The sequence below is a fragment of the Streptomyces sp. C36 genome (assembly GCF_040932295.1).
Taxonomy (GTDB): Bacteria; Actinomycetota; Actinomycetes; order Streptomycetales; family Streptomycetaceae; genus Streptomyces; species Streptomyces triculaminicus.
On record NZ_JBFQGI010000007.1, the window covers coordinates 1 to 17,927 of the forward strand.

A 17,927-nucleotide genomic window follows, 5' to 3' on the forward strand; every position below is an offset into this window, starting at 1 on the left:
GAAACTGGTCGAGGAGGCGCCGGCGCCGTTCCTGTCGGACGAGCAGAACGCCCAGCTCTACGCCGCCTCCAAGGCGATCCTGAAGGAAGCCGGCTATGTCGGCGCGGGCACGGTGGAGTTCCTCGTCGGCGCGGACGGCACGATCTCCTTCCTCGAGGTCAACACCCGCCTGCAGGTCGAACACCCCGTCACCGAGGAAGTCACCGGCCTCGACCTGGTGCGGGAGATGTTCCGTATCGCCGACGGCGAGGAACTCGGCTACACCGACCCGCCGGTGCGCGGGCACTCCTTCGAGTTCCGGATCAACGGTGAGGACCCGGGCCGTAACTTCCTGCCCGCCCCGGGCACCGTCACCCGCTTCACGCCCCCCACCGGCCCCGGTGTCCGCCTCGACGCGGGCGTCGAGTCCGGCAGCGTGATCGGTCCGGCGTGGGACTCGCTGCTGGCCAAGCTGATCGTGACCGGTGCCAGCCGTGAGCAGGCGCTGCAGCGGGCGGCTCGGGCGCTGGCGGAGTTCCAGGTCGAGGGCATGGCCACCGCCATCCCCTTCCACCAGGCCGTCGTCACCGACCCCGCCTTCACCTCGAGCCCCTTCCGTATCCACACCCGCTGGATCGAGACCGAGTTCGACAACACCATCACCCCGTTCACCGGCGTCACCCCGGACGAGGACGAGGAAACCCCCGGCCGCGAGACCGTCGTCGTCGAGGTCGGCGGCAAACGCCTCGAGGTGTCCCTGCCCTCGTCGCTCGGCATGACGATCGCCCGGACCGCCGCGGCCGGCGGGGCCAAGCCCAAGCGCCGCGCCGCCAAGAAGTCCGGCTCCGCCGCCTCCGGCGACGCCCTGGCCTCGCCGATGCAGGGCACCATCGTCAAGGTCGCGGTCGAGGAGGGCCAGCAGGTCAACGAGGGCGACCTGGTCGTCGTCCTCGAGGCCATGAAGATGGAGCAGCCGCTCAACGCCCACCGCAGCGGCACCATCAAGGGCATCACGGCCGAGGTCGGCGCCTCCATCTCCTCCGGCGCCGTGATCTGCGAGATCAAGGACTGACCGGACGGATCACATCCGCCTCACGGGCCCCGGCCGCATCGGCCGGGGCCCGTGGCATTCGTGGTCCGGCCGCCGCGGCGGCCTGGCATCCTTGACTGGCGGGGACCGTGGGCCCAGAGCCACCCCCGAAGCCACCGACCGGGAGGACGGACGCAATGGCGACCGACACGGCGCAGACGTCACCACGACCCATGCGCGCGGACGCACGGCGCAACTACGAGCGGCTGCTCACCGAGGCCCGTACGGCGTTCACCGAGCACGGCACGGACGCCTCGCTGGAGGACATCGCCAAGCGGGCCGGCGTGGGCATCGGAACGCTCTACCGGCACTTCCCCAATCGCACGGCCCTGATGAGCGCGGTCTTCCAGGGAGAGGTCGACGGGCTGCTGGCCCGCTCGCGCGAACTGCTGGCGTCCCCCGAGCCGTGCCGGGCGCTGCTGGCGTGGCTGCGGGCCATCGTGACCCATGCCAGCACCTACCGGGGCCTGTCACGGGCCCTGATGGCCGCACAGAGCGACGAGGCGTCGGCGATGTCGCGGTGCAGCCTGCCGATGCGCGACGCGGGCGACACGCTCCTCGCCCGCGCGAAGGCGGCCGGCGCCATCCGCGAGGACGTGGACATCGCCGACCTGATGCAGTTGACCAACGCCATTTCGCTGGCGGTCGAACAGTCTCCGGACGACCCGGAGTTGGCCGACCGCCTGCTCACCCTGACGCTGACGGGCCTGAAAGCGGCGCGCTAGAGGGCCTCACCGCCTCCTGGGAGCCAGATCGGCCACCCGTGCCGTGGCCTGGTCCCCCAGCGCCACCGCGCTGCGCAGCTGGGCGCCCGGTGGGCCGCCCTGGACCGTACCGGGCGGCTGCCCGTGGCCCAGCGGCAGGCTTCTGCGCTGGCCGGGCAGCGGCGGTACGTCCCGGCGGCGGGCCTGCCGGTCCGCGTCGCCGTGCACCGCGCCCGCCGGCGAGCCCGACCCCGCGCCGGGTCCGGCGACCGAGATGTGCACACCCTGGTCGGCCAGCGCCTGGAGCTCCGTGGCCGCCCGGTCGTCGTGCGCGGGCGGCTCGTCGGTCACGAGTCTGGTGATGACGTCCGTGGGCACGGTCTGGAACATCGTGTCGGTGCCCAGCTTGGTGTGGTCGGCGAGGACCACGACCTCGGCCGCCGCCTGCACCAGCGCCCGGTCCACGCTGGCCGAGAGCATGTTGGACGTGGACAGCCCGCGCTCGGCCGTCAGCCCACTGCCGGACAGGAACGCCCGGGAGACCCGCAGCCCCTGCAGGGACTGCTCGGCGCCGCTGCCGACCAGGGCGTAGTTCGACCCTCTCAGCGTGCCGCCGGTCATGACGACCTCGACGCGGTTGGCATGGGCCAGCGCCTGGGCGACGAGCAGGGAGTTGGTGACCACGGTCAGACCCGGCACGCGCGCGAGCCGGCGGGCCAGCTCCTGCGTGGTGGTACCGGCGCCGACGACGACGGCCTCGCCCTCGTCGACGAAGCTCGCCGCGAGATCGGCGATGGCCGTCTTCTCGGCGGTCGCTAGATGGGATTTCTGCGGGAAGCCGGACTCCCTGGTGAAACCGCCCGGCAGTACCGCACCGCCGTGCCGGCGGTCGAGAAGTCCTTCGGCCTCGAGCGCACGCACGTCTCGCCGTACGGTCACTTCTGAGGTCTGGACGACGCGGGCGAGCTCCCGGAGCGAAACCGCTCCGTTGGCCCGCACCATTTCGAGGATCAATTGACGACGTTCTGCAGCGAACACGAAACCGACAGTAACGCCAACGACCATCTCTTTTCAGCAGGTTGCAGCAATTAACGTAAGTTGTCCGCTGCCCGTACCGAGGAGTGGTATAGGGGGCCGGTGTCCGGCCCCCCACGCCCGCTACGCCTCGCGCTGCGTCTTCCGCGTGTGCAACTGACGCGCCACCTCGGCGAGGGAACCGGAGAGCGACGGGTACACGGTGAACGCGTTCGCAATCTGTTCGACCGTCAGATTGTTGTCGACGGCGATCGAGACCGGATGAATGAGCTCACTCGCCCGCGGGGCGACCACCACACCACCGACCACGATGCCCGTGCCGGGGCGGCAGAACATCTTCACGAAACCGTCTCGAATGCCTTGCATCTTCGCCCGCGGATTCCGCAGCAGGGGAAGCTTCACGACCCGTGCGTCAATCAGACCGTTGTCGACGTCGGCCTGGGTATACCCGACCGTCGCAATCTCCGGATCCGTAAATACGTTCGCGGATACCGTCTTGAGATTGAGCGGGGTCACCGCGTCGCCCAGGAAGTGGTACATCGCGATCCGGCCCTGCATGGCGGCGACCGATGCCAGTGCGAAGACCCCGGTGCAGTCGCCGGCCGCGTAGATGCCGGGGGCGCTGGTCCGGGAGACCTTGTCCGTCCAGATGTGCCCGGAGTCCTTGAGCCGGACCCCGGACTCCTCCAGCCCGATCCCCGCCGTGTTGGGGATGGAGCCCACCGCCATCAGGCAGTGCGTGCCCGTGATCACCCGGCCGTCGGCGAGCGTCACCTCGACCCGGTCCCCCACCCGCTTGGCGGACTGGGCGCGCGAGCGCGCCATCACGTTCATGCCGCGCCGCCGGAAGACGTCCTCCAGCACGGCGGCGGCGTCGGGGTCCTCGCCGGGCAGCACCCGGTCGCGCGACGACACCAGCGTCACCTTGGAGCCCAGCGCCTGGTAGGCACCGGCGAACTCGGCACCGGTCACACCCGAGCCGACCACGATGAGCTCCTCGGGGAGCTCGTCCAGGTCGTAGACCTGCGTCCAGTTCAGGATCCGCTCGCCGTCCGGCAGGGCGTCGGGGATCTCCCGCGGATGCGCACCGGTGGCCACCAGCACCGCGTCGGCGACCAGCGTCTCCTCCGACCCGTCCGCCGCCCGCACCACGACCCGGCGCGACCCGTCCGCCGCCTGCTGCGGCTCCAGCCGCCCACGCCCGCGCAGGACGCGCCCGCCGGCCCGGGTGACCGACGCCGTGATGTCGTGGGACTGCGCCAGCGCCAGGCGCTTGACGCGCCGGTTGACCTTGCCCAGGTCCACGCCGACCACTCCGGCCGCCCGCTCCAGGGGCGGCGTGTCATCGGCGACGATGATCCCCAGCTCCTCGTACGAGGAGTCGAAGGTCGTCATCACCTCTGCCGTCGCGATAAGAGTCTTCGAGGGCACGCAGTCGGTCAGCACCGACGCCCCGCCCAGACCGTCGCAGTCGACGACGGTCACCTCCGCGCCGAGCTGCGCGGCGACGAGCGCCGCCTCATAGCCGCCGGGTCCGCCACCGATGATCACGATCCGAGTCACGTATTCCATTGTCCCGCACCCATCAAAGCGGCTCCTTCCGGGGCCTCCCCTACGCGATCCCCCCACCGATCCGCACGACCTCTGAACGAAATCCGCCGGAAAGTTCCGAACGAACCTCCCTTCGAGATTGCCACCCCAAATGCCGTCCCGCCTCACTCCCGTACCCTCGGAACCATGTCGCTCTACGCCGCGTACGCCGGCAACCTCGACGCGCGGCTGATGACCCGCCGCGCACCGCACTCGCCGCTGCGCGGCACCGGCTGGCTCAACGGCTGGCGGCTGACGTTCGGCGGGGAGCAGATGGGCTGGGAGGGGGCGCTCGCCACCATCGTCGAAGCACCCCGCTCACAGGTCTTCGTGGCCCTCTACGACATCGCTCCGATGGACGAGGACTCGATGGACCGTTGGGAGGGCGTGGGCCTGGACATCTACCGCCGCATGCGTGTCCGGGTGCACACACTCGACGGCGAGGAGCCAGCCTGGGTCTATGTGCTCAACGGATACGAGGGCGGCCTGCCCTCCGCCCGCTACCTCGGCGAGATCGCGGACGCCGCGGAATCCGCCGGCGCGCCCCACGACTACGTCATGGAGCTCCGCAAGCGCCCGTGCTGAAGGTGACGATTCCATCTCGTCGCAAAGCACAAAGCAACAATCGGAACACCGTAACCAGCAACATCTACGCGCGTAGGCCATCAGCGGTTACGCTCGTCCGCGTGAACGCTTCTGTAACCCCCGACATCCAGGCCGACCCGTACGCCGCGGCCGACGCCGCCGCCGCCCGCCTCCGCGAGCTCACGGGCGCCGAGACCCACGACGTCGCCCTGGTCATGGGCTCCGGCTGGGTCCCCGCCACCGAGGCCCTCGGCACCCCCGAGGTCGAGTTCTCGGTCACCGAGCTCCCCGGCTTCTCCGCCGCCGCCGTCGCGGGCCACGCGGGCACGGTTCGCTCCTACAAGATCAACGACAAGCGCGTCCTGGTCTTCCTCGGCCGCACCCACTTCTACGAGGGCCGCGGCGTCGCCTCCGTCGTCCACGGCGTGCGCACCTCCGCCGCCGCCGGCTGCAAGACCATCGTCCTCACCAACGGCTGCGGCGGCCTCCGCGACGGCATGCGCCCCGGCCAGCCGGTGCTGATCAGCGACCACATCAACATGACGGCGACCTCGCCGATCGTGGGCGCCAACTTCGTCGACCTCACCGACCTCTACTCCCCCCGCCTGCGCGCCCTGTGCAAGGAGGTCGACGCCACCCTCGAGGAGGGCGTCTACGTCCAGCTCCCCGGCCCGCACTACGAGACCCCGGCCGAGATCAAGATGGTCCGCACCCTCGGCGGCGACCTCGTCGGCATGTCCACCACCCTCGAGGCCATCGCGGCCCGCGAGGCCGGCGCCGAGGTCCTGGGCATCTCCCTGGTGACGAACCTCGCCGCGGGCATGACGGGCGAGCCGCTGAACCACGAGGAGGTCCTCGAGGCCGGCCGCGACGCCGCTTCGCGGATGGGCTCGCTGCTGGCCCAGGTCCTTCCCAAGCTCTGAGCTTGATTCCCACCCGTGCCGGGGGCGCTTCAGCGCCTCCGGCGCTGGTGTATCCCCACCCACCCGCCCGATCGCCCGGCACGCAGCCGACGCCGGCGGGTGGCGGCGTATGGGCCCCGGCCCGCAGACGCCGTACAACGGGAGGGGCCGGGGCGGGACGGGCCCCGGCAGGGACGTAACGCGTGATTTGCGGCGGCATTGGGGGCACCCTCAACGCTGGAGCCCGTCCGCCGTGAATCACGCGGTCCCGGAAGGGCCCGTCACGTCCCGCCCCGGCCCCGACCCACCCAGCACCGCATCGCGCACCCCGAACCCCTCCGGAGGAGAACCCGTGGAGCGAGACCTCATCGCCCAGGCCCAGACGTGGCTCGCCGAGGACCCCGACCCCGACACCCGCGAAGAGCTCTCCCGGCTCATCGACGCCGGTGACGTCACCGAGCTCGGCGCCCGCTTCGCCGGCACCCTGCAGTTCGGCACCGCCGGCCTCCGCGGCGAGCTCGGCGCCGGCCCCATGCGGATGAACCGCTCCGTCGTCATCCGCGCCGCCGCCGGCCTCGCCGCGTACCTCAAGAACAACGGCCACGCCGGCGGCACCGTCGTCATCGGCTACGACGCCCGCTACAAGTCCGCGGACTTCGCCCTGGACACCGCCGCCGTCATGGTCGGCGCCGGCCTGAAGGCCGCGCTGCTGCCCAAGCCGCTCCCCACGCCGGTCCTCGCCTTCGCGATCCGCCACCTCGGCGCGGTCGCCGGCATCGAGGTCACCGCCAGCCACAACCCGCCGCGCGACAACGGCTACAAGGTCTACCTCGGCGACGGCTCGCAGATCGTGCCCCCCGCCGACGCCGAGATCGCCGCCGAGATCGCCGCGATCACGAGCCTGAACGACGTGCCGCGCCCCTCCACCGGCTGGGAGACCCTCCAGGAGGACGCCGTCGTCGGCGCCTACCTCGAGCGCACCGACGCCGTCCTCACCGACGGCTCCCCGCGCGACGTCCGCGTCGTCTACACGCCCATGCACGGCGTCGGCCGCGACGTCCTCACCGCCGCCTTCGACCGCGCCGGCTTCCCCGCCCCGGTCGTCGTCGCCGAGCAGGCCGACCCCGACCCGGACTTCCCGACCGTCGCGTTCCCGAACCCCGAGGAGCCGGGCGCGATGGACCTGGCCTTCGCCACCGCCCGCGCGGCCGGCGAGAACGCCCCCGACATCATCATCGCCAACGACCCCGACGCCGACCGCTGCGCCGTGGCCGTGCCGGCCCCCGAGACCGTCGAAGGCTGGCGCATGCTGCGCGGCGACGAGGTCGGCGCGCTCCTCGCCACCCACCTCGTGCACAAGAGCGCCCGCGGCACGTTCGCGACGACGATCGTCTCCTCGTCCCTGCTCTCCCGCATCGCCGCGGCCGCACCCGGCGCCGCGTACGAGGAGACCCTCACCGGCTTCAAGTGGCTCTCCCGCGTGGACGGCCTCCGCTACGCCTACGAGGAGGCGCTGGGCTACTGCGTCGACCCCGACGGCGTACGCGACAAGGACGGCATCACCGCGGCGCTGCTGGTCGCCGAGCTGGCCGCCGAACTGAAGGCGTCCGGCCGCACCCTGAGCGACCTCCTCGACGACCTGGCCGTCGAGTACGGCCTGCACGCCACCGACCAGCTCTCGGTGCGCGTCGAGGACCTCTCCCTCATCGCCACGGCCATGCGCCGCCTGCGCGAGCAGCCGCCCGTCGTCCTGGCCGGCCTCCACGTCGTCTCGGCGGAGGACCTCACCAAGGGCACCGAGTCGCTGCCGCCCACCGACGGCCTCCGCTACGCCCTCGCGGGCGACGAGGCGGGCGAGGTGTCCGGGGCACGCGTCATCGTGCGGCCGAGCGGCACCGAGCCGAAGCTCAAGTGCTACCTGGAGGTTGTGGTGCCGGTCGCTTCCGCGGCGGGGCTGGGGGATGCGCGTGAGCGGGGCGCGGCCGTTCTGGCGGCGATCAAGACGGATGTGGCGCGGGCTGCCGGCATCTGAGGCTGGGGGCTGGGGTGCGGGGTGACGGGGCGGGGCCGGGTCGGTGTGGGCCGGGCCCTTCCGGGGCTGGATTATTTACGGCCCGGAGCCCTCTGACGCGATGCTCACCCCGCACTTGGGCCGCAAATAACCCCTACGCCCCTCCCAGGGCCCGTCCCACCCCGCCCCGGCCCCTCACGTCACCACGCGGGGGGAGGGGGGAGGGACCACGTTCACGCACCGTCACAGGGGGGAGGGAGGGGTCCCGTTCACCTACCGTCACGCGCGGGGAGCCGGAGGGGGCCCACCTTCACCTCACCGCGCCAGTGGGCACCCGGAGGCCCGCCCACCCCAGTGACCGGTCCTCCCGCCCACCCTGGGGATCGGCCCGCCCACCCGCCCTAGGGACCTGGTGGCCGGCCCGCACCCTGGTGGCTGACCCGCACCGTCTGGTCGATGTGACGGGAGGGGGCCGGGGGCGCAGGAGGGTGTTCCGGAATGCTGCCGGATATTTGTGGGCCCAATGTGAGGGCACGCATCACGCGAGACGGCACCGGGCCCGTAAATATCCGATTCCGGAACACCCTCCGGAGCCCCCGGCCCCCGCACCACGACAACGGCGACCAGCCCAGGACGGGCGGCGTCAGCCCACGACAGACAGCGCCACCACCAGCACCAACCCCACCAGCGCCGGCACGATCAGCTCGTACGCCCACCGAACCACCGGCACCCCCTGCGCCCCCTCCCGCACAGCGCACCGCTCCGCAAGCTCCCGCAGGTCCTCGATCGCCTGGTCCGACGGCGCCCGCACGGGCCCCTCGTGGGCGGCGGCGCGCGAAGCGACCCGAATGTCCTGGGAGACGTCGCGTGCCGCCCGCCGCGCCGCGGTCTTGCGCTGGCGCAGGGACACCGGAATGGCCCAGAGCTGGTACTTGGACCCGCCGGCGAGGACCTCGCTCGAGTACCCGGCCCGAACGGCCTCGACAGAGGCCCACGGCAGGGTGACGGTGCGGAAGGGGTTGCGGACCAGCAGCCTGTCCTCGCTCGCCCAGACGGCGGGGCGTACCGTGAAGGCGATGATGAGCGGCACCGCGAAGAGCAGTCCGGCGAGGGCGAGCCAGGGGGCGTCCCCCTCGCCGCGCACGATCGCGTCACCGCCGAGCCAGCCGATCAGGGCCAGCAACAGGACGCCGCTGGCGATGCCGGCGGCGGAGCGGTAGCACCGGTCGGCGTGCTTCTGGTCGGGGTCGGTGGCCGGTCCGTGGCCCGGCTCGTGGCCAGGCCCCTGGTCCGGCGCTTGCGAGGAGCTGCTCGTCATGCCGCCGATTGTGCCCCACGGCCGGTAACGGCCCGGGTAACGGCCTTGGTAACAGCCAGGGCACGAATCGCGGCGGAGGCAACGCCTCCGCAGGAGGGGGTGACATGCGCTACGCGCGTAGATATGCTCTTCCGGTGACCATGCCCACTGTTCCCTCATTCGGCAACGAGGCCGCGGAGCGACTGGCGTCGATGGCGGACGTGACCGCCTCCGACGGAGCGCTGCGCCGCTTCCTGCACGGCCTCCCGGGCGTCGACCCGGTCGGGCTGGAAGCCCGCGCCGCGGCGCTCGGCACCCGCTCGATCAAGACGACGGCGAAGGCGTACGCCATCGACCTGTCGATCTCCATGATCGACCTCACGACCCTGGAGGGCGCGGACACCCCGGGCAAGGTCCGGGCACTGTGCGCCAAGGCCCTCAACCCGGACCCGACGGACCGCGGGACCCCGCGTACCGCCGCGATCTGCGTCTACCCCGACATGGTGGCGACCGCCGCCGAGGCCCTGCGCGGCTCGGACGTGAAGGTCGCGTCCGTGGCGACCGCGTTCCCGGCGGGCCGTGCGGCCCTGCCGGTCAAGCTGGCGGACACGGCCGACGCCGTCGCCGCCGGCGCGGACGAGATCGACATGGTGATCGACCGCGGCGCCTTCCTCTCGGGCCGCTACCTGAGCGTCTTCGAGGAGATCAAGGCCGTCAAGGAGGCCTGCCGCCGCGAGGACGGCTCCGCCGCCCGGCTGAAGGTCATCTTCGAGACCGGCGAGCTGTCGACGTACGACAACATCCGCCGCGCCTCCTGGCTCGGCATGCTCGCGGGCGCCGACTTCATCAAGACGTCGACCGGCAAGGTGGCGGTGAACGCCACCCCGGCGAACACCCTGCTGATGCTGGAGGCCGTGCGCGACTTCCACGCCACGACCGGGGTGCAGGTCGGGGTGAAGCCCGCGGGCGGCATCCGTACGACCAAGGACGCGATGAAGTTCCTGGTGCTGGTCAACGAGACCGTGGGCGAGGAGTGGCTGTCCAACGAGTGGTTCCGCTTCGGTGCCTCCAGCCTCCTCAACGACCTGCTGATGCAGCGGCAGAAGCTGAGCACCGGGCGCTACTCCGGTCCCGACTACGTGACGGTGGACTGATCATGGCTTTTGAATACGCACCGGCGCCGGAGTCGCGCGCGGTCGTCGACATCGCCCCGTCGTACGGGCTGTTCATCGACGGCGAGTTCCGCGAGGCGTCCGACGGCAAGGTCTTCAAGACCGTCTCGCCGTCGACCGAGGAGGTCCTGTCCGAGGTCGCCCAGGCGTCGGCCGAGGACGTGGACGCGGCCGTGAAGGCCGCCCGCAAGGCGTTCGAGAAGTGGTCGGCGCTGCCGGGCGCCGAGCGCGCGAAGTACCTGTTCCGGATCGCCCGGATCATCCAGGAGCGCTCGCGCGAGCTGGCCGTCCTGGAGACCCTGGACAACGGCAAGCCGATCAAGGAGACGCGCGACGCGGACCTCCCGCTGGTCGCCGCGCACTTCTTCTACTACGCCGGCTGGGCCGACAAGCTCGACCACGCGGGCTTCGGCGACAACCCGCGCCCGCTGGGCGTGGCGGGCCAGGTCATCCCGTGGAACTTCCCTCTGCTGATGCTGGCGTGGAAGATCGCTCCGGCGCTGGCGGCGGGCAACACCGTCGTCCTCAAGCCGGCCGAGACCACGCCGCTGTCGGCGCTGTTCTTCGCCGACATCTGCCGCCAGGCGGGCCTGCCGAAGGGTGTCGTGAACATCCTGACCGGCGACGGGTCCACGGGCGCGGCGCTGGTGGGCCACGACGGCATCGACAAGGTCGCCTTCACCGGCTCGACGGGTGTCGGCAAGCAGATCGCCCGTACCGTCGCCGGTACGGACAAGAAGCTCACCCTGGAGCTGGGCGGCAAGGGCGCCAACATCGTCTTCGACGACGCGCCCATCGACCAGGCCGTCGAGGGCATCGTCAACGGCATCTTCTTCAACCAGGGGCAGGTCTGCTGCGCCGGTTCGCGCCTGCTGGTGCAGGAGTCGATCCAGGACGAGCTGCTCGACGCGCTCAAGCGCCGGATGTCCACGCTCCGGGTGGGTGACCCGCTCGACAAGAACACCGACGTCGGCGCGATCAACTCGGCCGAGCAGCTGGCCCGCATCACGGCGCTGGCCGACAGCGGCGAGGCCGAAGGCGCGGAGCGCTGGGCGCCGGCCTGCGAGCTGCCCGGTGCCGGTTACTGGTTCGCCCCGACGCTGTTCACGAACGTCACCCAGGCCCACCGGATCGCCCGCGAGGAGATCTTCGGCCCGGTGCTGTCGGTGCTGACCTTCCGCACGCCGGCCGAGGCCGTCGCCAAGGCCAACAACAGCCAGTACGGGCTGTCGGCCGGCATCTGGACCGAGAAGGGTTCGCGGATGCTCGCCGTCGCCGACAAGCTGCGGGCCGGCGTCGTCTGGGCCAACACGTTCAACAAGTTCGATCCGACTTCGCCGTTCGGCGGGTTCAAGGAGTCGGGCTTCGGTCGCGAAGGTGGCCGTCACGGTCTGGAGGCCTACCTCGATGTCTGATCGTCTCAGCGTCTTCAAGACCTACAAGCTGTTCGTCGGGGGCAAGTTCCCCCGGTCCGAGAGCGGGCGGGTGTACGAGGTGACCGACTCCAAGGGCAAGTGGCTCGCCAACGCCCCCCTGTCGTCCCGAAAGGACGGCCGTGACGCCGTCGTGGCGGCGCGCAAGGCGTTCGGCGGCTGGTCGGGCGCGACCGCGTACAACCGCGGCCAGATCCTCTACCGCGTCGCCGAGATGCTCGAGGGCCGCCGGGACCAGTTCGTCGCCGAGGTCGCCGACGCCGAGGGCCTGTCGAAGTCCAAGGCCGCGGCCCAGGTGGACGCGGCGATCGACCGCTGGGTCTGGTACGCGGGCTGGACGGACAAGATCGCCCAGGTCGTCGGGGGCACCAACCCCGTCGCCGGGCCGTTCTTCAACGTCTCCTCCCCCGCGCCGACCGGCGTCGTCGCCGTCGTGGCCCCGCAGGAGTCCTCGCTCCTGGGCCTGGTGTCGGTGATCGCCCCGGTGATCGCCGCCGGTAACACGGTCGTCGTCATCGCGTCCGAGAAGTCCCCGCTGCCCGCGCTGTCGCTGGGCGAGGTGCTCGCCACCTCCGACGTGCCCGGCGGCGTGGTCAACATCCTGTCCGGCAAGGCCGCGGAGATCTCTCCGTCCCTCGCCGCGCACCAGGACGTCAACGCGATCGACCTGGCGGGTGCCGACGAGGAGCTCGCGAAGGCCCTCGAGGTCGCCGCGGCCGACAACCTCAAGCGCGTCGTCCGTCCACAGGCTGTGGACTGGGCCGCCGACCCGGGCACGGGCCGGCTGACCGCCTTCCTGGAGACCAAGACCGTCTGGCACCCCACGGGGTCGCTGGGCGCGGGCGGCTCGTCCTACTAGGACACGCCCTAAGGCCGCGCGAGGCACCGCACGACGGCGGCGGGCTCCCCTTCACGGGGAGCCCGCCGTCGTCGTGCGCGCCGGGGCCGCTCAGCCCGGCAGCAGGCTCTGCAGCACCTGGCCCGCGACGGGCAGGTCGCCGAGCTGGCCGCGGGTGGTGATGGGCCCCGTCACGGCCGCGGTGCTGACCGGCTTGAAGTCGAGGATCTGGGTGCTGGCGACGTTGTTCAGCGGGTCCACCGCGGTGCCCGCGAGCGGGTGGTACTTGAACTGCTTCACTACGGGCGACAGGCCCTCCACGGACTTCTGCAGCCCGATGGTGGTGCCCTTGAGCGCCGCGCGGACGTCCTGGTGGGCGAGCTGGACGCGCGGCGCCTGCGGTTCGGCCTGGGCGTCCGCCGCGCCGGCTCCGACGAGCGCCGCGCCCGCGGAGAGGGTCATCCCGATCCGCGTCAGCGCGCGGCGGCGCGGGGGTGGTGGGAGGGGAGAGCGTGCGTGACGTGCCTGGGAGGCCATGACCACCTGCCGTGAGAGCCGTGTGAGTGCGTGGGGACCGACAACGCAACGTAGTGGATTCACTACGCTCCGCGCATGCCGCGACCCAGGGGGATCCCCCATACGGCGCAATGCCTCACACTGGTGTCCCGTGACCTCCCTCCCGCCCTCCGCGCGCGTCATCCTGCTCACCGGTCCGTCCGGCTCCGGAAAGTCGTCCCTGGCCGCCCGCACCGGACTGCCGGTGCTCAACCTGGACGACTTCTACAAGGAGGGGAACGACCCCACGCTGCCGCTGCTCGCGGAGGGCGGCGGCACCGACTGGGACTCCCCGCTGTCGTGGGACGCCGAAGCGGCCGTCGCGGCGATCGACGACCTGTGCCGTACGGCCCGTACGACCGTGCCGGTGTACGACATCTCCACCAGCTCGCGCGTCGGCGAGAGCCCGCTGGACATCGGGCGCACCCCGCTGTTCATCGCGGAGGGCATCTTCGCGGCGGACATCATCGACCGGTGCCGTGACCTCGGTCACCTCGCGGACGCGCTGTGTCTGCGGGGCCGGCCGTCGACGACGTTCCGGCGGCGGCTGCTGCGCGATCTGCGCGAGGCGCGCAAGCCGGTGCCGACCCTGGTGCGGCGCGGACTGCGGCTGATGCGTTCGGAGCGGGCGATCGTGGCCCGGCAGACGGCGCTCGGGGCGTTCGCCTGCGGCGGGGAGACGGCCATGGGCCGGATAGCCGCGGCGGCCGCGGGCCGGCGCGAGAGCGTGCGCGCCTGAGCGGCACCCATGTCCCGGTGAACATGCGAGAGCGGGCGAGGCGGTCCCCCCGGACGCCTCGCCCGCTCTCCTTTTCCCCCGTGGTTCCCCCCGTGGTTCCCCCGTGTTTCCCCCCGTTGGCCCCCCGTGTTCCCCCGTCCCCCGTTCCTTCTAGGCCACCAGCTCGCCGAAGGACTCCCTGACGCCCCGGTCGGAGCCGATGACCTCGTCGTCGCGCAGGCGGCGCAGCGAGCGCCAGATGCTGCTCTTGACGGTGCCGACGCTGATGTCGAGGATCTCGGCGATCTCCGGGTCGGTGCGGCCCTCGTAGTAGCGCAGGACGAGCATCGTGCGCTGCAGTTCGGGCAGCCGGGCGAGCGCCTGCCAGAGCACGGCGCGCAGTTCGGTGCCGCGCATCGCGTCGGTCTCGCCGGCCGTCTCGGGGAGTTCCTCGGTCGGGTACTCGTTGAGCTTGCGGCGGCGCCAGGCGCTGATGTGCAGGTTGGTCATGGTGCGGCGCAGGTAGCCGCCGACCGCGGCCTTGTCGCTGATCCGGTCCCAGGCGCGGTAGGTGGAGAACAGCGCGCTCTGCAGCAGGTCCTCGGCCTCGTGCCGGTCGCCGGTCAGGTGGTATGCGGTCGCGTACAGGGAGGCCCGGCGTTCCTGGACGTAGGCGGTGAACTCCGCCTCCGCCCGCGACACGCTGGTGCCGCGTCCCCCCTTGGCCGCCTGGGCGCCCCCCGCGCCCGTTGCGGCCTCCCCGTACGCGATCGCGTCGATGGCCACCATGTACGGCGGCCGTACCGTACGTCCGGTACCGCGAGCGCACCCCCGCCCGCCCACGGCACCGGACTTCTCTCCGCTCCGGCCGGCGTCGTGAAGGCGCGTGCGAACTGCGCTGTTCGTGGTGCTGTGCAGTGCGTTCATCTCACGCCCCCCGTCGGTGGAGCCAGCTCGGTCGGTCAGTGCCCCGGACCGTGGTTCCGCCCGGTGAACAGAACTCTGCCGGGCCAGTTTCATGGCGCTGTCCGCCGACTGTCACAGCACTGCAACAGGTCGCGGCACGACCGTCACGTACGCGTGCGGCGCCGTCGCGGCATCCTTCTGTCGAACTACCGGCCACTCTTAGGCCAGAATGACCACCGTGCCTTTCCTGTTGCTGATCGAGGACGACGACGCCATCCGTACGGCTCTCGAGTTCTCCCTGTCCCGCCAGGGTCACCGTGTGGTGACCGCGGCGACGGGTGAGGACGGTCTGAAGATGCTGCGTGAGCAGCGGCCGGACCTGATCGTGCTGGATGTGATGCTGCCGGGCATCGACGGCTTCGAGGTGTGCCGGCGCATCCGGCGGACCGACCAGCTGCCGATCATCCTGCTGACGGCCCGCAACGACGACATCGACGTGGTCGTGGGGCTGGAGTCGGGTGCGGACGACTATGTGGTCAAGCCGGTGCAGGGGCGGGTGCTGGACGCCCGGATCCGGGCGGTGCTGCGGCGTGGGGAGCGGGAGTCGAGCGACTCGGCGTCCTTCGGTTCGCTGGTGATCGACCGGTCGGCGATGACGGTGACGAAGAACGGTCAGGATCTTCAGCTGACGCCGACGGAGCTGCGGCTGCTGCTGGAGCTGAGCCGGCGGCCGGGTCAGGCGTTGTCGCGGCAGCAGTTGTTGCGGCTGGTGTGGGAGCACGACTACCTGGGCGACTCGCGGCTGGTGGACGCGTGCGTGCAGCGGCTGCGGGCGAAGGTGGAGGACGTGCCGTCCTCGCCGACGCTGATCCGGACCGTCCGCGGTGTCGGCTACCGGCTGGACGCCCCGCAGTAACGACCTTGAGGACAGAGAGCCCATAGTGACTGAAGAGCCCGGTCGGGTGCGGGGCTGGGCGGCGGCCAGGAACGGCATGAAGCTGAGCATGCGGCGGATCAGCCTGCGGTTGCGGCTGATGCTGGTGTTTGCGCTGGTGGCCCTGGCGGCCGCGGTGTCGGCGTCGGCGATCGCGTACTGGCTCAACCGTGACGCGGTCCTCACCCGTACCCAGAACGCCGCCCTCGACGACTTCCGCAAGACCCTGCAGGACAGCACCGGTTCGCTGCCGTTGCCGCCGACCTGTCCCGATCTGCAGGAGGCCGCGGACCGGATGGCGGCGACCTCGCAGAAGTACGAGGTGCTGCTGATCGGCAAGGTCAAGGGCGGCGGCGACTGCGCCGCGCCCTCGGACCGGGAGCTGTTCACGCTCTCGGTGGTGCCGAAGACGCTGGTGACGGCGGTCAACCGGGAGCGGAAGGTCGACGAGTCCAACCCCTACCCGTACCACCTGTACTGGCAGCGGATCACGCTGGACGGCAAGCCGTACCTGGTCGCCGGCGCGAAGGTGATCGGCGGGGGCCCGACGGGCTATCTGCTGAAGTCGCTGGAGAACGAGCGGGCGGACCTCAACTCCCTGGGCTGGTCGCTGGGCATCGCCACCGGGCTGGCGCTGATCGGCTCGGCGCTGCTCGCCCAGGCCGCGGCGTCCACGGTGCTGCGGCCCGTGCAGCGGCTCGGCGACGCGGCGCGCAGGCTGGGCGAGGGCAAGCTGGACACCCGGCTGCAGGTGTCGGGCACCGACGAGCTGGCGGACCTGTCGCGGACGTTCAACAGGACCGCGGAGTCGCTGCAGAAGCGGGTGGAGGACCTGAGCTCGCGCGAGGCGGCGAGCCGTCGCTTCGTGGCCGACATGTCGCACGAGCTGCGGACCCCGCTGACGGCGATCACCGCCGTGACCGAGGTGCTGGAGGACGAGGCGGACTCCCTCGATCCGATGATCGCGCCCGTGGTGCAGCTCGTGGTGAGCGAGACCCGCCGGCTGAACGACCTGGTGGAGAACCTGATGGAGGTCACCCGCTTCGACGCGGGCACGGCCCGGCTGGTGCTGGACGACGTGGACATCGCCGACCAGATCACGGCGTGCATCGACGCCCGGGCCTGGCTGGACGCGGTCGAACTCGACGCCGAGCGCGGGATCATGGCCCAGCTCGACCCGCGTCGCCTGGACGTCATCCTGGCCAACCTCATCGGCAACGCCCTCAAGCACGGCGGCTCGCCGGTGCGGGTCTCGGTCCGGCAGACGGACGACTCGCTGGTCATCGCCGTGCGCGACCACGGGCCCGGCATCCCCGAGGACGTGCTGCCGCATGTCTTCGACCGCTTCTACAAGGCCAGCGCCTCGCGCCCGCGCTCGGAGGGCAGCGGTCTGGGCCTGTCGATCGCACTGGAGAACGCCCACATCCACGGCGGCGAGATCACCGCCGCGAACTCGCCGGAGGGCGGCGCGGTGTTCACCCTGACGCTGCCGCGCGACGTCGCCGGCCTCGAGGAGGGTGACGGAACCCCGTCTTCCGGTTCTGGTGCCGCCGGGGAAGGCGGTACGTCGTGAGAGTCACCCCCGCCGCGCGGGCCGTCGTCCTGGCGGCCGGTCTGGCCGTGCTCACCGGGTGCGGCATCCGGGGCACGGCCGTGCCCGTGGACGCCGGAAGCGCGCCCTCGCGGGCGACGTGCGTGGTGCGTCCCGGCTCGCAGAGCCCGCCGCCCGAGGGCAGCCTGCGGATGTCCGTCCAGCTGCTGTGCACCTCCCAGCTACTCCCCGTGACGCGGCTGGTCGCCTCCCCGAGCCCGGACGACCCGGCCGGCCTGGCGCGGGCGCTGCTGGAGGAGCTCAAGCGCCAGCCCTCCCCGGTCGAGAACGAGGCCGGGTTCTCCACCGATGTGCCGCAGCGGCTGACCGTCAGCGGCCCCCGCCCGGGCGACCCGGCCGGGACGCTGCGGCTGAACACGGCACCGGAGCAGCTGCCTCCGTCGGCGCTCGCGCAGGTCGTGTGCACGTACGCCGGTACGGCCGCGGCCGACGGCAGGAGCACGGTGGCCCTCGGCGGGCCGGACGACGAGCGGCCCAAGGGCTACGCCTGCACCGAGGAGACGCGGGCGCATCCGGAGGCCGTGCGGAGCGGCGGCGTCCCCCTCCCCTGAGGGCCGCCGGACGGG

At 71.8% G+C, this 17,927-nt stretch carries 17 protein-coding genes; 12 read left to right on the forward strand and 5 right to left on the reverse strand.

The window, feature by feature from the left end; all coding sequences use genetic code 11:
- On the forward strand, positions 1 to 1,051 hold a 1,051-nt coding region (locus AB4K12_RS21245), incomplete at its 5' end, for a biotin/lipoyl-containing protein (protein ID WP_368435707.1).
- A gap of 155 nt (positions 1,052 to 1,206) precedes the next feature.
- Positions 1,207 to 1,794, forward strand: coding sequence for a TetR/AcrR family transcriptional regulator (locus AB4K12_RS21250; protein ID WP_086573115.1), 588 nt, complete (start codon positions 1,207 to 1,209; stop codon positions 1,792 to 1,794).
- A gap of 6 nt (positions 1,795 to 1,800) precedes the next feature.
- On the opposite strand, the gene AB4K12_RS21255 is transcribed toward AB4K12_RS21250, so the two are convergent.
- Positions 1,801 to 2,838 (reverse strand): DeoR/GlpR family DNA-binding transcription regulator, encoded by a 1,038-nt coding sequence (locus AB4K12_RS21255; protein ID WP_368435708.1) that lies wholly within the window; start codon positions 2,836 to 2,838, stop codon positions 1,801 to 1,803.
- Between the two features lie 93 nt (positions 2,839 to 2,931).
- Positions 2,932 to 4,380 (reverse strand): NAD(P)H-quinone dehydrogenase, encoded by a 1,449-nt coding sequence (locus tag AB4K12_RS21260; protein ID WP_086573112.1) that lies wholly within the window; start codon positions 4,378 to 4,380, stop codon positions 2,932 to 2,934.
- Between the two features lie 165 nt (positions 4,381 to 4,545).
- Here AB4K12_RS21260 and AB4K12_RS21265 point away from each other — a divergent pair, with 165 nt between their 5' ends.
- From AB4K12_RS21265 to AB4K12_RS21275, 3 genes are all read left to right on the forward strand, one after another.
- Complete coding sequence (locus AB4K12_RS21265; RefSeq protein WP_071965776.1) at positions 4,546 to 4,983, forward strand: gamma-glutamylcyclotransferase; 438 nt, start codon at positions 4,546 to 4,548, stop codon at positions 4,981 to 4,983.
- A gap of 101 nt (positions 4,984 to 5,084) precedes the next feature.
- Positions 5,085 to 5,906 carry a purine-nucleoside phosphorylase gene (locus tag AB4K12_RS21270; protein WP_362263061.1) on the forward strand — a complete coding sequence of 274 codons (822 nt, stop codon included), beginning with the start codon at positions 5,085 to 5,087 and terminating at the stop codon, positions 5,904 to 5,906.
- Positions 5,907 to 6,237: 331 nt separating this feature from the next.
- Complete coding sequence (locus tag AB4K12_RS21275) at positions 6,238 to 7,917, forward strand: phospho-sugar mutase (RefSeq protein WP_368435709.1); 1,680 nt, start codon at positions 6,238 to 6,240, stop codon at positions 7,915 to 7,917.
- Between the two features lie 622 nt (positions 7,918 to 8,539).
- Here the strand turns inward: AB4K12_RS21275 and AB4K12_RS21280 are convergent.
- Positions 8,540 to 9,214 carry a PH domain-containing protein gene (locus AB4K12_RS21280; RefSeq protein ID WP_368435710.1) on the reverse strand — a complete coding sequence of 225 codons (675 nt, stop codon included), beginning with the start codon at positions 9,212 to 9,214 and terminating at the stop codon, positions 8,540 to 8,542.
- Between the two features lie 140 nt (positions 9,215 to 9,354).
- Between AB4K12_RS21280 and deoC the strand changes: the two genes are divergently transcribed.
- The 3 genes from deoC to AB4K12_RS21295 are packed head-to-tail and all read left to right on the forward strand — an operon-like array spanning position 9,355 to position 12,657.
- Positions 9,355 to 10,347, forward strand: coding sequence for a deoxyribose-phosphate aldolase (gene deoC, locus AB4K12_RS21285; RefSeq protein WP_368436074.1), 993 nt, complete (start codon positions 9,355 to 9,357; stop codon positions 10,345 to 10,347).
- Positions 10,344 to 11,780, forward strand: coding sequence for an aldehyde dehydrogenase family protein (locus AB4K12_RS21290; RefSeq protein WP_368436075.1), 1,437 nt, complete (start codon positions 10,344 to 10,346; stop codon positions 11,778 to 11,780). Before deoC ends, AB4K12_RS21290 begins: the two co-directional genes overlap by 4 nt.
- Positions 11,773 to 12,657, forward strand: coding sequence for an aldehyde dehydrogenase family protein (locus tag AB4K12_RS21295; protein ID WP_368435711.1), 885 nt, complete (start codon positions 11,773 to 11,775; stop codon positions 12,655 to 12,657). Before AB4K12_RS21290 ends, AB4K12_RS21295 begins: the two co-directional genes overlap by 8 nt.
- A 90-nt stretch (positions 12,658 to 12,747) precedes the next feature.
- Here AB4K12_RS21295 and AB4K12_RS21300 read toward each other — a convergent pair whose 3' ends face one another.
- Positions 12,748 to 13,098 carry a hypothetical protein gene (locus AB4K12_RS21300; protein ID WP_368435712.1) on the reverse strand — a complete coding sequence of 117 codons (351 nt, stop codon included), beginning with the start codon at positions 13,096 to 13,098 and terminating at the stop codon, positions 12,748 to 12,750.
- A 205-nt stretch (positions 13,099 to 13,303) separates the two neighbouring features.
- Here AB4K12_RS21300 and AB4K12_RS21305 point away from each other — a divergent pair, with 205 nt between their 5' ends.
- The gene (locus tag AB4K12_RS21305; protein ID WP_368435713.1) at positions 13,304 to 13,930 is read left to right on the forward strand and encodes a uridine kinase; all 627 of its coding nucleotides are present in this window, start codon (positions 13,304 to 13,306) and stop codon (positions 13,928 to 13,930) included.
- Positions 13,931 to 14,080: 150 nt separating this feature from the next.
- Here the strand turns inward: AB4K12_RS21305 and AB4K12_RS21310 are convergent, their stop codons facing one another.
- Positions 14,081 to 14,836, reverse strand: a complete 756-nt coding sequence (locus tag AB4K12_RS21310; RefSeq protein WP_086574987.1) for a SigE family RNA polymerase sigma factor — start codon at positions 14,834 to 14,836, stop codon at positions 14,081 to 14,083.
- 217 nt (positions 14,837 to 15,053) lie between these two features.
- On the opposite strand from AB4K12_RS21310, the gene afsQ1 reads away from it, so the two are divergent.
- From afsQ1 to AB4K12_RS21325, 3 genes are all read left to right on the forward strand, one after another.
- Complete coding sequence (gene afsQ1 / locus AB4K12_RS21315) at positions 15,054 to 15,731, forward strand: two-component system response regulator AfsQ1 (RefSeq protein ID WP_177338123.1); 678 nt, start codon at positions 15,054 to 15,056, stop codon at positions 15,729 to 15,731.
- Between the two features lie 76 nt (positions 15,732 to 15,807).
- On the forward strand, positions 15,808 to 17,322 hold the full coding sequence (locus AB4K12_RS21320; RefSeq protein WP_368435714.1) for an ATP-binding protein: 1,515 nt from the start codon (positions 15,808 to 15,810) through the stop codon (positions 17,320 to 17,322).
- Entirely contained in the window at positions 17,319 to 17,912 is a 594-nt protein-coding gene (locus tag AB4K12_RS21325) for a hypothetical protein (protein WP_368435715.1), read from the forward strand. Before AB4K12_RS21320 ends, AB4K12_RS21325 begins: the two co-directional genes overlap by 4 nt.
- Positions 17,913 to 17,927 lie beyond the last annotated feature (15 nt).

Coding starts and splice junctions, on each gene's coding strand:
- AB4K12_RS21265 (WP_071965776.1), top strand. CDS start 4,546: ATGTCGCTCTACGCCGCGTACGCCGGCAACCTCGACGCGCGGCTGATG.
- AB4K12_RS21280 (WP_368435710.1), bottom strand. CDS start 9,214: ATGACGAGCAGCTCCTCGCAAGCGCCGGACCAGGGGCCTGGCCACGAG.
- AB4K12_RS21320 (WP_368435714.1), top strand. CDS start 15,808: ATGAAGCTGAGCATGCGGCGGATCAGCCTGCGGTTGCGGCTGATGCTG.
- AB4K12_RS21295 (WP_368435711.1), top strand. CDS start 11,773: ATGTCTGATCGTCTCAGCGTCTTCAAGACCTACAAGCTGTTCGTCGGG.
- AB4K12_RS21255 (WP_368435708.1), bottom strand. CDS start 2,838: ATGGTCGTTGGCGTTACTGTCGGTTTCGTGTTCGCTGCAGAACGTCGT.
- deoC (WP_368436074.1), top strand. CDS start 9,355: ATGCCCACTGTTCCCTCATTCGGCAACGAGGCCGCGGAGCGACTGGCG.
- AB4K12_RS21310 (WP_086574987.1), bottom strand. CDS start 14,836: ATGAACGCACTGCACAGCACCACGAACAGCGCAGTTCGCACGCGCCTT.
- AB4K12_RS21260 (WP_086573112.1), bottom strand. CDS start 4,380: ATGGAATACGTGACTCGGATCGTGATCATCGGTGGCGGACCCGGCGGC.
- AB4K12_RS21250 (WP_086573115.1), top strand. CDS start 1,207: ATGGCGACCGACACGGCGCAGACGTCACCACGACCCATGCGCGCGGAC.
- AB4K12_RS21300 (WP_368435712.1), bottom strand. CDS start 13,098: ATGACCCTCTCCGCGGGCGCGGCGCTCGTCGGAGCCGGCGCGGCGGAC.